This is a genomic window from Bradyrhizobium sp. 164, from assembly GCF_023073715.1.
GTDB lineage: Bacteria > Pseudomonadota > Alphaproteobacteria > Rhizobiales > Xanthobacteraceae > Bradyrhizobium.
Map to the genome: position 1 here is coordinate 22,648 of NZ_JADPKA010000004.1, position 14,533 is coordinate 37,180.

Here is a 14,533-nt window from a genome sequence, read left to right on the forward strand (position 1 = left end):
ACGGTGACCACGATGCGTTTTGCTGCGATTGCCGACGTCCACGGAAACTACCTCGCGCTCGAAGCGGTGCTCGCCGACATCCGCACACTCGGCATTGCCGACATCGTCAATCTCGGCGACATGCTGAGCGGGCCACTCGATGCTCGCAGGACGATCGAGATCCTGATGAGGATCGACGCCGTGCACGTGCTTGGCAATCACGATCGCTATCTGCTCGACCGCGCTCCGGAAAAGATGGGCTCGTGGGATCGCCCCGCCCATGCGCAGATCGACGCCGCGCAGCTCGACTGGCTGCGCGCGCAGCCGATGACACGGGTCTTCCGAGAACAGGTGTTCCTTTGCCATGCGACGCCCGGCAGCGACGAGGTGTACTGGCTCGATACCGTGCGTCCCGACGGCACGGTCGCGCTATCGCCGCTCGATCGCATCGAACCATTCGCGCAAGGCATCACGCAATCCTTGATCCTCTGCGCCCACACCCACCTTGCGCGGGCCGTGCGCCTGCCCGACGGGCGGCTGATCGTCAATCCCGGCAGCGTCGGCAGTCCCGGCTTTCGGGACAAGCATCCATTCCCGCATGCCGTCGAAGCCGGCACGCCGCACGCGCGTTATGCCGTTCTCGAACTCGCTGACGGCGCTTGGCAGGTGACGTTCCGCCACGTCGCTTATGATCACGAGGCCATGGCCGCGCTGGCGCGACGCAACAATCAGCCCGAACTGGCGAATGCGCTGGCGACGGGGTGGATCAAGTAGCTGCGGCTACGTTCACTTCAATAATTTCATCGGATCGGCCACTTTCTGCATCAACTGCTCGAATGTGCATTGCCGTGGTGCCTTGTCGGGACGCCAGCGCAGGATCGAGGTGCCGTGGCGAAAGCGTTCTCCGCTGAAATGGTCGTAGCAGACCTCGATCACCAGCTTCGGCTTGAGCGGACACCATTTGGCCGAGCGCTCGGTGGACCAGCGGCTCGGTCCGCCCGGGGCGTTGCCGGTGAAACCGGGCTCGCCAATCAATGCCTCCAGGCGATCGGTCAGCGCCGGCTTCTCCTGCGCCTTGATGGCCGAGGTGAAGCCGACATGGTGCAGCAAGCCATTGTCGTCATAGAGCCCGAGCAGCAGCGAGCCGACCACGTTGCGTCCGCCGATCTTATTGCTGGCATAGCGGAAGCCGCCGACCACGCAATCGGCGCTGCGAAACTTCTTGATCTTCTGCATGCCCTCGCGCGTTCCCGCCTGGTAGGGCAGGTCGATGCGCTTGGCGATGACGCCGTCCGAGCCGCCGCCCGACTGCGCCAGCCATTTTTGGGCGGTGGCGTAGCTCGTCGTCGCCGGCGAGAGATGGAAAAGGCTGTTCTTCAAATGGTCTTTCGCAAATGCTTCCAGGAGCGGGCGCCGCTCGCTCAGCGATTTTCCGGCAAGCTGCTTCTCCTTGGCCGTTTCGAGCAGGTCGAAGACGAGGTAGAGCGCCGGCGTATCCTGCGAGAGTTTCTTCACGCGGCTTGCGGCAGGATGGATTCGTTGCAGCAATGCGTCGAAGGAAAAGCCTTTACCGTGCGGCACGACGATCTCGCCGTCGAGCGTGAAACGATCCGCTTTCAGGCTCAGCGCGGCGGCGACGATCTCAGGAAAATAGCGCGCGAGATCCTCGCCGGACTTCGAGCGAAGATCGACGTTGCTGCCACTGCGCGCCAGCAAGCAGCGGAAGCCATCCCATTTCGGCTCGTACTGCCATTCCTTGCCGCGCGGGATCGCCTCGACCGACCTCGCCTCCATTGCTACGAGAGAGGCCGATTTTCGGGCGCGTTTTGCGGGAGGGGCTGGCAAGGGCTGGGACTCGTCCTACGCTGAACATGTCCCGTCAACGCAAAGCGGCCGGCTTTCGCCGGCCGCTTTCGAAAATAATCCTGCGCGAGGCGGATCAGACCGCGGAGGTGATCCACTGCTGAAGCTTCGCCTTCGGCGCCGCGCCCACTTGGCGGGAAGCCATCTCACCGCCCTTGAAGATCATCAGGGTCGGGATCGACATGACGCCGTACTTGGACGCGGTCTTCGGACTCTCGTCGACGTTGAGCTTCACGATCTTGACCTTGTCGCCCATCGCGCCGGCGATCTCGTCGAGCGCGGGCGCGATCATGCGGCAGGGGCCGCACCATTCGGCCCAGAAATCGACGACCACGGGGCCGTTCGCCTTGAGCACTTCGGTTTCGAAATCGGCGTCGGAAACCTTGCTAACGGCCATTGGAGTACCTCACTCGGTTGAAAGAATCGGCGCGACCCGGAATCGCGCTTGGGATCATGAGGTCAACCTATGAACGGCCCCTTGCCGGGTCAAGGACGCTCACACCGAGATGAAGGGATGCCAGCGCCGCGTCCAGCGCGGGGGCCGAAATCTCCATATATTCAAGGGCCTCGGTCCAGAGCAGGACGGCGCGGACCAGCTTTTGGGGATAAAGCCGCGATAGCACCGCCCGGTACAGCGCGAGCTGCCGGACATAGGCGGCGGGTGCCTCGGCCGCGCTTCCGGGCGCCGCCCGGTTGGTCTTGAAGTCGACGATCAGGACCTCCTCGGGGCGAACGACCAGCCGGTCGATCTGCCCCGACACCAGCGCCGGGGCGCGGCCCGGCCGCTCCAATTTGCCGGCGATGGCAACCTCGGCCCTGCTGCCGGCGGCAAATACCGGGGCGAAGCGCGGCTCAGTGATCAAGGCGAGCACCTTGTCGGCCAGCGCGGCGCGGTCGGCCTCCGGCCAGTCCGAGGCGTTGCGGGCCATGAAGTCGCGTGCGGCCTCGCGCCGGCGCTCGGCGGCAATGTCGGGCAGCGATTGCAGCAGGCGGTGCACCAGCGTGCCGCGCTGCAGCGCCAGCGCGCGCGACTGCACCGATTCGCCTGATCGTACGCTGCGGCCCTCTTCGGCCGACTGGCCCGAGGGGCGCAGGGCATCATCGTCGACGATCTCGCGCGGAGCCGGCGCCCGCAGCCAGCCCGGCAGCGTGATCGTCTGGCGGACCGATGCCGCCGGTGCGCCCAGTGCCACGATATCCTCCGGCCGCGAGAACCGCGTCACCTTGCCGAGCGGCGTCTCGATGACCTGCTTGTCCAGGCCCGAGCCGGCGAGACCGGTGTCGACCAGATCGTACCAGCTCAGCTTGCGGACGGTCTTCATGTTGCCGGGCATGCAGCCGCCGACGATCAGGCGGTCGGCCGCGCGCGTCATCGCGACATAGAGCAGGCGGCGATACTCGTCCTCGGTCTCCTCCAGCATCGCCTTGCGCGCCTCGGCGACCGGCTTCGGGTCGTCCGCCTTGCGGCCGGCCCAGACCACCACCTCGCCGCCATTGCCGCGCGGCACATGGATCAGCCGCAGCCGCTGCGAGTCCGCGGGCGAGGACGTGGTGTCCACCATGAACACGACCGAAGCCTCCAGGCCCTTGGCGCCGTGCACCGTCATCACCCGCACCTCGTCGCGCGAGATTTCCATGTCGCGCTTCACCTCGGTGTCGGCCGAACGCAGCCAGGCCATGAAGCCTTGCAGCGAGGCCGGCGCCTTGCGCTCGTAGTTCAGTGCCAGCTCAAGAAATTCGTCGAGCGCATCGTTGGCCTCAAAGCCGAGCCGGCGCAGGATGCGCGCACGGCCGCCATCGCCGCCGAGCAGCCAGGCGTAGAACGCGAACGGCGTCTCCTCGCGCGCGCGTGCCTCGCAGGCTTCCAGGCGCCGCAATGCCGTGGCGAACTTCTCGCGTGTGGCTGCATGCTCGCGAAGCGCACGGCGCAGCGATGCCTTGCGATCCCAGGCGAGGGTAAAGAGGTCGTCGTCGTCGAGCCCGAACAGCGGGCTCTTCAGCGCCACCGCGAGCGCGAGATCGTCCTGCGGCAGCAGCAGCGCATCGGCGAGATTCATCAGATCGATGATGGCGATGTGCTCGGTGAGCTTGAGTCGATCGGCGCCGGCGACCGGCACGTTGGCATGCTTCAGCGCCTGGATCACGGCATCGAATGCGTTGCCGCGTCGCCGCACCAGGATCAGCATGTCGCCATAGCGCAGCGGCCGGCGTTCGCCTTCGTGCCCCGTCAGCGTGCCGCTCTCGACCAGCCGCTTGATTTCGGCCTGGATGCGGTGAGCGAGCTTTACTTCGGGGCTGGTGACGGCGACGCCGTCGAAGGGGGCGCGCCAGCCTTCGATATCCTGCCGATCGTCGGCCTCCGCGAGATCCCACAGCTCGATCACGCTCGGCCCTGCATCGGCGAGGGCGTTGTGCAGGGGGTGGCCGATCTCGACCGAATGGATGCTCTTGTAGATCTGGGGATCGCGGAAGACGTGATCGACCGAGTGCAGGATCGTGGCGCCCGAGCGAAACGAATAGGTGAAGGCGACCGGGTCGAATTTCAGCCCGGCCGCGGTGAACTTGCGGTGCAGCTCGCGCCGTCGGGCATCGAATTCGTGGGGAGCCGCGCCCTGGAACGAGAAGATCGATTGCTTCTCGTCGCCGACGGCGAAGATGGTGCGGTTCAGCCCCTCGCGCGCGCCTTCGCCTGCGGTGAACTCGGAGATGATGTGCGCGACAATGTCCCATTGCCGCGGGCTGGTGTCCTGGGCCTCGTCGATCAAGACGTGATCGACGCCGCGATCGAGCTTGTAATGCACCCAGCCCGCGGAGACGCGGTCCAGCATCGCCAGGGTCTTGTCGATGAGGTCGTCGTAGTCGAGCAGTCCGCGCTCCTGCTTCTCGCGGCGGTAGTTTTGGGCAGCAGCGGTCGCGATATGTAGCAGGGCCGCGGTGCGGTCGCGCATGGTCACCGCGCGGCGCTTCTCGATCAGCCCACCGAGCCGCTGCGCCTCGGCCTCGAACAGGCGGGCCACGGACGGGTTGTGATCGCAAAGCTTCTTGGTCAGCACCACCTTGCGCGGCAGCTTGTCGTCGGTAAGGAAGACGCAGAGATAGGCATCGACCTGCGCGCTGCCGGAAAAGACTTTTGCTTCGCGGAGCCGGCCGGCCTGGTCCTTGTCCGACTTGCTGCCGTCCTCCAGCGCAAGCGCGATATCGTCCCAGCGCGACCGCGGCAGGAAAGGGCCGTCGAGAATCTCCGTCTCGACATCCTCGATCTGGTCGCCCGCGTCGACTCCCAGCACAGCCGCCATCTGTTCGACCGCCGCTCCGGCATCGCCAGCTTGGTCGGTCCAGGCCATGAAATGATCGCGGCTGAGGCACGCCTCGCGTACGACCTCCTTGAAGGTGACGTCGGCGGCGCTCGCCATTGCCGTCAACAGTGCGCGGCCGGTGAGGCTCTCGGGATCACGCGCGGCCTCCAGCAGCACCCTCAGATTGGCGCGTTCCATCATGTCGGTCTGGTCGCGCTCGTCGATCACGGCGAAGCGTGCCGGCACGTTGGCTTCGAACGGGAACTGCTGGAGCAGGCGCGTGCACAGCGCGTGAATCGTTTGCACCTTCAGCCCGCCCGGCGTTTCCAGCGCGCAGGCGAACAGCTTTCGCGCCTCGCGCCGCAGCTTTGCACTGGGATGCGGGATGCCGACCGCGCGAATGGCTGCGTCGAGCGCAGCGTCGTCCAGCGTCACCCAATGACCGAGCGTGGTGAACACGCGCTCGGCCATGTTGGCGGCCGCGGCCTTGGTGAAGGTGATGCAGAGGATCTTTTCCGGCGGGACGCCCGCGAGCAGCAGACGGATGACCCGCTGCACCAGCACATGCGTCTTGCCCGAGCCGGCGTTGGCCGACACGAAAGCCGATGCGGTCGGATCGGATGCACGCGCCTGCCGCGCGCGCACCTCGTCGGGGATGGGGCGCGGTGCCTTCACCATTCCTCGATCCCCAATCCGCCGGCCGCCGACCATTCCTTGATCCGGGCGAGATCGTCATAGGTGCCGTAGCGGTTCGCCCACATCGGCAGGTTCAGCGAGGTATAGGCCTGGTTCTCGTCCTCGAAGGCGCGGATCAGCGCCTCCAATTTGGCGCGCGCCTCGGCCGCCGCGGTGTCCGGTGGTTGCGGCTCGTCGCCTGGCTTGAACTTGAGTTCGAGAACGCGCTCCTCGCCCGGTGGATTGTTGCCGCTGAGGCGGACATAGACGAGCTGGCTCACGGACGCGCCGGCCTCGATGTCTGGGAAGCCTCCCTCGCGCAGGATCGCAGCTTCCAGCGTGAGCTGGGGCGACAGGCCCATGCGGACCTGCTTGCCGGTGGGCGGCTGCCCGGTCTTGTAATCGAGGATGGCATAGCGGCCGCCCTGGCGCCGTTCGATGCGGTCCGCGCGCGCGGAGAGGCGGAAGCTGCGCGCGTTGTCGAGCGCGATCGAGATCTCGCCGTGGGTCTCTGCCGTGATGGCCTCGATCGCGTCGCGCCGCGCCGTCTCCCATTCGCCGAACCAGCGCGCGATGCGCTGGAAACGCGGCCACCACAGCGCCCGCGCCTCGGGCCGCTCCATCAGCGGGGCAAAATGTTTTTCGCCAATCGCGCGCAGCACGCGCGCGGGATCGTCGGGCAGGCGTGCCGCATAGGTTTCCGTGAACTCGCCGAGCGCGCCATGGATCGCCGAGCCGCGGTCGGCAGCCGAGAGCGGCATGTCGACCGGATCGAGTGCATCCAATCGCAAGATGCGTTTGGCGTAGATCGTGTAGGGATCGCGCAGCCAGTCTTCGATTTCGGTGACCGACATCTTGAGCGGCCGCGTCGCGCGCGGCGGTCGCGGCTCCGGCTGCTTGATCGGCCTGACCTCGTCGGGCTGGTCCATTGCGCCGGCGAACTGCACGTATTTCTCGCCGGCGCGAACTGCCGCGTTCCAATGATGGTCGCCCGCAACCGCCTCTAACCGGTGCAGGAAGCGCGACGCCACCGCCGGCGCGCCGCCGGCCTTGGCGGAATGGGTGAGGATCACCTCGTCGGCGCCGAGCAGCTGTGCGAAGTCATGCGCGGAGAGGCCGATGCGGCGCTCCGGCAGATCGAGACCGAGCTCGTGCCGCATCGGCCGGCTCAGCCAGGGATCGATGCGTGGTGCCGGTGGCCAGACGCCCTCGATCAGACCGCCGACGATGATGCGGTCGGCCTGCATCAGGCGCGATTCCAGGGGGCCGTAGATCTGCAGCCGCGCGCCGGGCCTATCCCGCCGCCGCACCGCGCGGTCGCCGAACGCGGTCTGGAAGACATCGGGATAGTCAGGCAACGGCACCATCAACCCGCTGGTCGTTCCGCCGCGCAGCAGATCGTCGAAGGCGCTGGCGAGGGCGAGGCCCTCGCGATCCTCGAAGGCGAGCGGAATGCCTTGCTCGTCGCGCGACAGCTCGATCAGGATTTCGCGATGCCGGTGCGCGAGCTCGGCGAAGTCATAAGGTTTTGATGAGGCCAGGCTCTCGATCGGCGCCAATGCGTGTCGCAAAGCATCGATCAGCGCCTGGATGCGATCGAGATCCTCCGCCTTGAGCCGCGCGCGGGGCTCCGCGCGATGGAGCGCGGAGACTTCGCTGCGCCACAGCTTTGCCAGCTCGTCGCGAAAGCGGTTGAATTCGCGCAACAGGCCGGCCGTGCCGGCGGGTGGGCGTGTGCCGCGCAAGACCGCGAGCTCGAGTCCCTCGATCGCCGCCTTCCATGCGCCAGGTAGCCGGCCGAGCCGGCACAGCGGATGTTTCAGCATCGCCAGGAGCGTCGGCGGCTCCAGGCCCTTGGTCGCGACCTCTGCTGCGAGGCGGGCAAAGACACCGGCCGACGTTTCCATCAACACGTCGCCGCCGGAATCGTCGAAGGCGAGGTCCCATCGGGTCAGCGCAGCCATTACCCGCCGCGCCAGCGCGCGATCGGGCGTCACCAGCGCCGCCGATTTGTCGAGATGCCGCGCCTCGCGCATCGCGATGGCGATCGCGAGGGCTTCCATTTCGGGGTTGGGGGCTTCCACGACCGCCAGGTTCTTCATGCCGCCAGCGATCTTTGCGGCGACATCCGGCTGCTTCAGCCGGTCATGCCAAACTTCCGTCTTGGCCGAGGGCCGCATCGATTCCGATGCGAGCAGATCGCGCCCGCCTTCTGCCGGCGGCTGGAGAATGTCGACGTCGCTGCGCTTGATGCCAAAACGCTGCAACAGCGCATGCATGGCATATTGCGGATGGTTCGACGCCGGATGCTCCGCGAACTTGCCGAGCGCATCGCGCACGCCGCCGATGGTGCGCCAGGCGTCCTCGTCGAGATCGGTGTCGAGGCCCGGCAGAACCACGGCGCCATGCGGCAGCAATGCGACCGCATGGAGGAATTTAGCGGTGGCCGGCATCGAGCCGGTTGAACCGGCCGCGATCACCGGCCCGTTCGGATGCGCGGTCAGCCGCCTGGCTTCCGCCGCGATGAGGAGATCGCGCCGTGCCGCCGGCTCGATCCGTTTGATCTCGGCGAGGTGGCCGGGCCAGGCAACGCGCGCGATGCGCAAGAATTCGAGCGAGTGCTGCCAGTAGCGGTCGAGATTATCAGGCACGAGCCCATCGAGCGCGCTCCAGTCGACACCGCGCGTCACCATGTCGTCGATCAGCCGTGCAAGATCGGACGCCAATGCAAGCGTCGAGGCGGGGCCGCCGACCACCAGCGGGGACAGCACCGGGCGCTTGGCCCAGGCCGCCACCAGTTGCGCAAGTGTCAGCCGCCGTTCGAGCTCGCCGAGCCGGGGCGGAATGTCGAGCGGCGTCGCGCCGGAGAACTGTTCGCCCTCGTCGGCAAAGGCGAGCTCGTCCTCGTCGATGTCGCCGAGTGCGACGATGCGCGGCAGCACCACAGCATCCGCCTTCATCTCGTCGAGGAAGATCTCGCGGACCACGCGCATCGCGCGTCGGGTCGGCAGGTACAGAGTCGCATCCGCAAGCCGCGCCGGTTCCTTGCGCGCCTCGAAGCCATCGGCCAGCCGGCCGTCGAGCAGGCTCGCGACGACCGTGCGCAGGAACGGAACTGAGATGGGAACGCTGAAAACGCGCATGGGCTGCCTGATTCGATCAGGCGCCAATATAGGGAGACAAGGTCAAATGGTCATGGGCCGAGGTGACGTCTTCCCCGCCGTTTGCGCGGCATCACCGTTCTCGTGCCCCGGACGCAGCGCAGCGCTCCTTCGATGCGCTGCAGAGCCGGGGCCCATCTCGCCGCCTTGCCTGTAGCTTTCTGGATCCCGGCTCAGCGGCGCACCGCTACGCGCTGCACCGCGTCCGGGACATGGAAGCAGCCCTAGGCCACGCTCTCCAGAAACGCCTCTTCAGCCGCATGCACCGCATCAGGCGTGCCGACATGCATCCAGACGCCGTCGAGCCGCAGGCCGAACAGCCGCTCCTGCTCGTTGGCGCGATCGAACATTTTTGTCAGCGAGAACTCGCCCCTGGGCGCATCGGCAAAGATCGCGGGCGACATGATCGCGGCGCCGGCATAGACGAACGGAACGACCTCCTTTTCCTTGCGCTTGCGCAAGGCCCCGTCGGGCAGCATGCCGTAATCGCCGCGGCCGCTATAGCCGATGCTGGTCGCGGTCGGCGCCATCAGCAGCAGAATGTCCATGCGCGCGGGGTCGAAGTTTTCCGCAAGCCGCGTCAGGTTCGAGCGCACGCCGTCGATCCACAGCGTGTCGGAATTGACGTGGAAGAACGGCGCGTCGCCGAGCAGCGGCAGCGCCTTCACGACGCCGCCGCCGGTGCCGAGCACTTGGTCGCGTTCGTCGGAGATGGTCACGCGCGGATGCTGGCGCGATGCGGTGTGATTGATGATCTGGTCCGGCAGATAGTGCACGTTGACCACCGCCTCGGTCACGCCGGCATGGCCGAGCTTGTCGAGCACGTGGTCGAGCAGCGGCTGGCCGGCCACCGGCACCATCGGCTTCGGCATCTTGTCCGTCAGCGGACGCATGCGCAGGCCGAACCCTGCGGCAAGCACCATGGCTTTGGTCGGTTTGACGGACATTCTCGCTTTCTCAAATCCCTTGATTTCGCTTTCGCGGCAATCCTAGCATGAGCCTCGGCCAGCCGCACCGCATCCCAACCGCCTTAATCGCCCGCCGTGACGGTTGTACGACGGGTGTTGCCGTCACGCCCCGATGGCGGTGGAGCGCACCTTTTTCTTCTTGTCGCCGAGCTTGAGGAAATTGACGCCGATCTGGTCGCCATTGACCCAGGCCAGCTCGCAGCGCCGGTACGCAAGTCCGGTGGACGACAGCAGGAGAAAAAATTCCTTCAGATGGAGGCCTTCGACCGAGCCGTCGATGGTCAGCTTGGCGCCGGTATCGGAAACGTCCTCCATGGTGCAGTCACGCCGCCAGGTGCCGTCGATGCCCATCATCTGGGCCGGAACCCCGCGCTCGAAAACGACCCGGTTATTGCCGCGCTGATCCGCTTTCGCCGTCATCACCCTTGCTCCAGCCCCGTAACGATCCGGCTGCCTCGCGGCCAGAATAGCGACATCTTGGCTAACGGCTGGTAAATCGGGCCCGGATCAGGGTTGCGGCGGCGGGACGTTGGCGAGATACCAGTCGCGCAAAGAGCCGAGCGCGGGATGCGCCAGCGAGCGTTGGAGATAGGTCCAGATCCGCGGCTGGTGACGCAGATAATGCGGCTTGCCATCGCGGCGATTCAGCCGGGCGAAGGTGCCGAGCAGGCGGGTATTCCGCTGCGCCGACATGATGGCGTAGAGCTCGGCGAAGCCGGCGGCGTCGAAGCTTGCGTCGCTGGCGCGGCGTGCCTTGATATAGCGCGACAGCAGCGTCAGCTCGAGGCTTTCGGGCACGTCGATGCGGGCGTCCTGGAGCAACGACACCACATCGTAGGATTTCGGTCCAAGCACGGTGTCCTGGAAATCGATCACGCCGACGCGTTCGATGCCGCTGCGATTCCCAAGCCAGATCAGATTGGGCGAGTGGTAGTCCCGGATGATCCACGTCCGCGGCGCCGCCAAGGGCTTCTTCAGCAGCTCGCGCCACATCGCGAGAAACTCGGCGCGCGCCTCTTGGCTGAGCGGAGCATTGCGATCGGGCAGATACCATTCCGGCATCAGGCCGATCTCGATCAGCAGCGCCTCGGCGTCGAAGACCGGTATCTCGTAGCTCTGGCCGGCGAGCGGTAAGGTTTCCGGCAGCGTCCTGCCGTGCAGCATGGCCAGCACATCGATCGCAGCCTCATAGCGTTCGGGAATCGGGCGCGGCGGATCGCCTTCGATCACGCCTTCGCTGCCGAAATCTTCGGTGATCAGAAAGCCGTGGTCGAGATCCGAATGGTGGATCGCGGGCGCAGAGATTCCCTGTGCACGCAGGCCTTCGTCGATGGCGACGAAGGGCTTTACATTTTCGGCGAGATGCACTGCGGCGCTGTAGGACTTTCCGTCATAAAGGGCGGCGCCGTCGGGGCGCTGCGGAAAGTTCATGAGAATGACGGTCTCGCCGTCGCGCAGCAGCCGCGCATAGGAGCGGGTCGAGGCATCGCCGGCCATGCGCCGACGCGTCGCGTCGAGATAGCCGGAGGCGTCGAGGAATTCGCGCAGGGCCTTCAGTCGCACGACTTGCGCGGCGCCCTTGCCGTAACCGGTGATGTCGGCCGCGCGCGCATTCGAGCCCAGCGCCGGCCGGTGCGTCAGCGCGATGTCGATGCGGTCTTCGGGCATCGCCGACGGCGCACGCTCTGGCCATTCGATCAGAACGAGGGTTGCGTCCGGCAGCGGCGACAGCCCGATCTCCTCGAGCTCGCTCTCGTCCTCGACGCGGTAGAGGTCAGCATGCATCACCGGGAAGGGTGGCAGCTCGTAGCCCTGCACCAGCGTGAAGGTCGGGCTCGGAACTTCCAGCGTCTCGTCACCGGCGAGATAGCGGATCAGGGCGCGCGCGGCTGCGGTCTTGCCGGCCCCGAGATCGCCAGTGAGCGTGACGGCGTCGCCGGGGCCGACCAGCAGCGCGAGGTCGGCCATCAATTGCGCGGTAGCCGTCTCGTTGTGGAGCGCGACGGAGAATGTGGTTGCTTCGGTCATTCGGCGGCGTCGCGATGCGCCGCCTGGTCGGTCGGGAAGTCGCAGATCACGACCGTGCCCCGGCCGACGATCGAGTCCACCCGTACTTTGCCGCCATGCAGCTCGACGAAGGAGCGCACCAGCGACAGGCCGAGCCCGGCGCCGCGGTGACGCGAGCCCTGCGAGCGGCTTTCGAACCAGTTGAACACCTTGTCCTTCATGTCGGCAGGTATTCCAGGCCCTGAATCTGTCACGGTGAAGACCACGCTGCGCTCGGTGCGGCGTGCGCTGATGCCGACGGTGGAATCCTGTGGAGAAAACCCGACTGCGTTGGCAAGGAGGTTATAGAGCACCTGCACCACGCGCTTCTCGTCGCCGATGAAGCTGCCGATGTCGGGCGCGATCTCGACCTTGAGGCGGATGCGGTCAGTGGCGAGGCGGTCCTGGATACCCTCGGCCGCGAGCTCGATGGCCTTGCTGACGTCGACCGGGCCGAGTTCCAGCTTCATCGCGCCGGCGTCGATGGTGGCGAGATCGAGGATGTTGTTGGTCAGCGCCAGCAGCGCATTGGTCGATTTGGTGACGTAGTCGAGATATTCGGCCTGCTTCGGCGTCAGCGGTCCGGTCGAGGGATCGCTGAGGAAATGCGCGAAGCCGATGATGGTGGTAAGGGGAGAGCGCAGCTCGTAGGAGACGTGGTGGACGAAATCCACCTTCATCTGGTCGGCGGCCTCCAACGCCTCGTTGCGCTCGCGCAGCGCGCGTTCGACATTCTCGGTGTCGGTGATGTCCTGGAACGTCAACATGGTCGCGCCGTCATGCAGCGGGCGGATCATGCCATCGAGCACGCTGCCGTCCTTGCGTTCCAGCTTCAGCGGCACGTCGGCGCGGTTCTCGATCGAGGTGATGGCTTCGCGGATCTGGCGCCAGACCACGGGATCATCGTAGAGCTGATGACACCAGCCTTCGACCGTCTGGATGTGCGGTTCGTCGCGCATGGCATCGCTGGACAGCTTCCACATCCGGACAAAGGCCGGGTTGAACAGCTGCGCCTTGCCGTTGCTGCCGAACACCGCGACGCCTTCCGCGAGGCTGTCCAGCGTCTCGCGCTGAACCCGGATCATGCCGTCGAAGCGGCGGGCGAGCTCGAGGCTCTCGGTGACATCGTCGAACAGATAGGTGACGCCGCCTTCGGGATTCGGCGTGGTGACGACGGAAAGCGCGCGGCCGTCGGGAAGGTACCAGGTGTCCTTGGCGGTCTCGACCGCGCGATAGGCTTCGTGCAGCTTGGCCTTCCAGGCGCGGAAGTCCGGCTGCTCCGGCAATTTGCGCGCGGCGCGGAGCTGGTCGAGCACACCGGAATCATCAGGGTTGGCGTCGAGGAAGGTGCGGTCGAGGTCCCACAGCCGCCGATAGGAATCGTTGTAGAAGGCGAGGCGCCGCTGGCCATCGAACACGGCAACGCCCGAGGAGAGCTGGTCCAGTGTGCGGCGATGCGCTTCCGCCATGCGTACGAGGGCCGAGCTCAGCGCGTCTGCCTCGCTGGCATCGATGGCGACGCCGACACTGCCGCTGCCGACATTGACCGCGCGCACGTCATACATGCGCCGCTCACCACCGATCACGATCGGCAGCCGCGAGGTGAAATTGGCGGCGTCCTTCAGCCCTCGGTCCATCGCGGTGCGGTTGGCGCTGTCGAGCAGCTCGAGCTTGCGCTCCTGGGCATCGATGATGCTGTTCGCCTCAGTCGCTCGGACATAGGCGGGGTTGGCGTAGGTCAGTGCGCCATTCTCCCCCTTGGCCCAGATCGGCCAGGGTGCTGCGGCGGCGAAGCCGCGCAGCATCTCGGTCTCGTCGGAGAGCGCCTTGTAACGCAGATTGGTCTCGGCCAGATCGCGCCGGAGCCCGGAGAGTTCGCGAATCCGCACAATGGCCTGGCCGCCGATGGCGCGGCCGATGGCCTCGAGCGTGTGGCCATGCGCAGTCGTCAGCGTCAGCTGGAACCCATCGCCGCGCTCGCGCAGCGCATCGACCGCATGATCCATCTGGAGCGCGGGTTCCGGCGGCAGCCAGGTTCCGAATGCGAGCACGCGTTGCGGCGAGGAATCGCGCGGCAGCACCATGGAGATGTCACCGGAAATCTGCGCGCGATTGTCGCCGGCCGCCCAGGAGATCAGGATCTGCGGCTCGGCGAACAGCAGGGCGCCGAAGCGATCGGCCTGAAGTTGCAGTTCCCCGATTCGCGCGCGCAGCCGCGCCTCGTTCTTCGCCGTGCGCACGCGCGTGCGCATCAACAGGATCGCGGCCATCACCGAGAAGCCGAGCAGGGCCAGCGCAGTGGCGAGCACCGCGAGTTCCTGCCGGTTGAAATCCAGCATGATGGAGAGAGTGTCGACGAGGTCGGCGGCCTCAGCCGGCGCAGCCGGCAGCAGCGCCGCCAAAGCGCCTCCCAACAAGCCGTTGCGCACCAACGATGTGCACGACAGCAGCGTCCGACGCATCGACACGATCACGCCTGACATAGTTGCCCCAAGATCGCACGGATTTGCGCGCGGCGACCCCCGTCGCGCGCGAATCAAAAGAC

The 14,533-nt window shown here is 66.4% G+C and carries 9 protein-coding genes; 1 reads left to right on the forward strand and 8 read right to left on the reverse strand.

What is annotated here, in order from left to right:
• The first annotated feature begins 12 nt into the window (after window positions 1-12).
• Window positions 13-753 (forward strand): metallophosphoesterase family protein, encoded by a 741-nt coding sequence (locus IVB01_RS01360; protein ID WP_247276512.1) that lies wholly within the window; start codon window positions 13-15, stop codon window positions 751-753.
• Between the two features lie 12 nt (window positions 754-765).
• Here IVB01_RS01360 and IVB01_RS01365 read toward each other — a convergent pair whose 3' ends face one another.
• From IVB01_RS01365 to IVB01_RS01400, 8 genes are all read right to left on the reverse strand, one after another.
• A complete protein-coding gene (locus IVB01_RS01365; RefSeq protein ID WP_247419829.1) occupies window positions 766-1,773 on the reverse strand; it encodes an ATP-dependent DNA ligase in 1,008 nt (335 codons plus the stop codon).
• A gap of 145 nt (window positions 1,774-1,918) precedes the next feature.
• Window positions 1,919-2,239 (reverse strand): thioredoxin, encoded by a 321-nt coding sequence (gene trxA, locus IVB01_RS01370; protein WP_074121876.1) that lies wholly within the window; start codon window positions 2,237-2,239, stop codon window positions 1,919-1,921.
• 67 nt (window positions 2,240-2,306) lie between these two features.
• Window positions 2,307-5,816, reverse strand: coding sequence for a double-strand break repair helicase AddA (gene addA, locus IVB01_RS01375; RefSeq protein ID WP_247276511.1), 3,510 nt, complete (start codon window positions 5,814-5,816; stop codon window positions 2,307-2,309).
• Entirely contained in the window at window positions 5,810-8,956 is a 3,147-nt protein-coding gene (addB, locus tag IVB01_RS01380; RefSeq protein WP_247276510.1) for a double-strand break repair protein AddB, read from the reverse strand. The genes addA and addB overlap by 7 nt, the downstream gene beginning before the upstream one ends.
• A 242-nt stretch (window positions 8,957-9,198) precedes the next feature.
• Entirely contained in the window at window positions 9,199-9,921 is a 723-nt protein-coding gene (locus IVB01_RS01385) for a nucleotidyltransferase family protein (protein WP_247276509.1), read from the reverse strand.
• A 123-nt stretch (window positions 9,922-10,044) separates the two neighbouring features.
• Complete coding sequence (locus IVB01_RS01390) at window positions 10,045-10,362, reverse strand: PilZ domain-containing protein (RefSeq protein ID WP_247276508.1); 318 nt, start codon at window positions 10,360-10,362, stop codon at window positions 10,045-10,047.
• An 87-nt stretch (window positions 10,363-10,449) separates the two neighbouring features.
• On the reverse strand, window positions 10,450-11,970 hold the full coding sequence (gene tsaE, locus IVB01_RS01395; RefSeq protein WP_247276507.1) for a tRNA (adenosine(37)-N6)-threonylcarbamoyltransferase complex ATPase subunit type 1 TsaE: 1,521 nt from the start codon (window positions 11,968-11,970) through the stop codon (window positions 10,450-10,452).
• A complete protein-coding gene (locus tag IVB01_RS01400) occupies window positions 11,967-14,471 on the reverse strand; it encodes a PAS domain-containing sensor histidine kinase (protein WP_247276506.1) in 2,505 nt (834 codons plus the stop codon). The genes tsaE and IVB01_RS01400 overlap by 4 nt, the downstream gene beginning before the upstream one ends.
• Window positions 14,472-14,533 lie beyond the last annotated feature (62 nt).

Coding starts and splice junctions, on each gene's coding strand:
- IVB01_RS01390 (WP_247276508.1), bottom strand. CDS start 10,362: ATGACGGCGAAAGCGGATCAGCGCGGCAATAACCGGGTCGTTTTCGAG.
- IVB01_RS01400 (WP_247276506.1), bottom strand. CDS start 14,471: ATGTCAGGCGTGATCGTGTCGATGCGTCGGACGCTGCTGTCGTGCACA.
- IVB01_RS01365 (WP_247419829.1), bottom strand. CDS start 1,773: ATGGAGGCGAGGTCGGTCGAGGCGATCCCGCGCGGCAAGGAATGGCAG.
- addB (WP_247276510.1), bottom strand. CDS start 8,956: ATGCGCGTTTTCAGCGTTCCCATCTCAGTTCCGTTCCTGCGCACGGTC.
- IVB01_RS01360 (WP_247276512.1), top strand. CDS start 13: ATGCGTTTTGCTGCGATTGCCGACGTCCACGGAAACTACCTCGCGCTC.
- tsaE (WP_247276507.1), bottom strand. CDS start 11,970: ATGACCGAAGCAACCACATTCTCCGTCGCGCTCCACAACGAGACGGCT.
- IVB01_RS01385 (WP_247276509.1), bottom strand. CDS start 9,921: ATGTCCGTCAAACCGACCAAAGCCATGGTGCTTGCCGCAGGGTTCGGC.
- trxA (WP_074121876.1), bottom strand. CDS start 2,239: ATGGCCGTTAGCAAGGTTTCCGACGCCGATTTCGAAACCGAAGTGCTC.
- addA (WP_247276511.1), bottom strand. CDS start 5,816: ATGGTGAAGGCACCGCGCCCCATCCCCGACGAGGTGCGCGCGCGGCAG.